The following is a 369-nucleotide window of genomic DNA, read 5'->3' on the forward strand; positions in this document are numbered from 1 at the left end:
CTTGGAAGAGCGCTTTGTGGATTAAATCGTGTAATTGCTTTACCTTTTCAGCAGATAGCCCTGTTTTTTCCATGCTGTAGGCCACATCGGCACGGCAATACATGGCAATAAGATCTTTCTTTTTAAGCGTAGGTCTTGCTTTCGCGTGTTGTTCAATTTTCCACTTTCTTGCCTCTTTAGGATCGGCAGGTCCTTCATCGGCAAGTTTTAAGGCCTCTTCCCAGCTTTTTTGCGCCTGATTTTTAAGTGCGGGAGTTACTTTTTCGGTCATGTCGCGAACCAATTCACCGAGCTTAGGATTCTCAATCAGGGATTTTGCCAGTTTCTTTTGTTCTTGCTCTAAAGCAAAAATGTGTTTACCAGCGGCGT

Annotated in this window: 1 protein-coding gene; it reads right to left on the minus strand. The window is 43.9% G+C overall.

The window, feature by feature from the left end; genetic code table 11:
- Window positions 1-369 (minus strand): hypothetical protein (locus Lbru_RS17380; protein WP_162262412.1); only part of this gene is annotated, 369 nt, incomplete at both ends.

The sequence above is a fragment of the Legionella brunensis genome (assembly GCF_001467025.1).
In the GTDB taxonomy this organism is placed as follows: domain Bacteria; phylum Pseudomonadota; class Gammaproteobacteria; order Legionellales; family Legionellaceae; genus Tatlockia; species Tatlockia brunensis.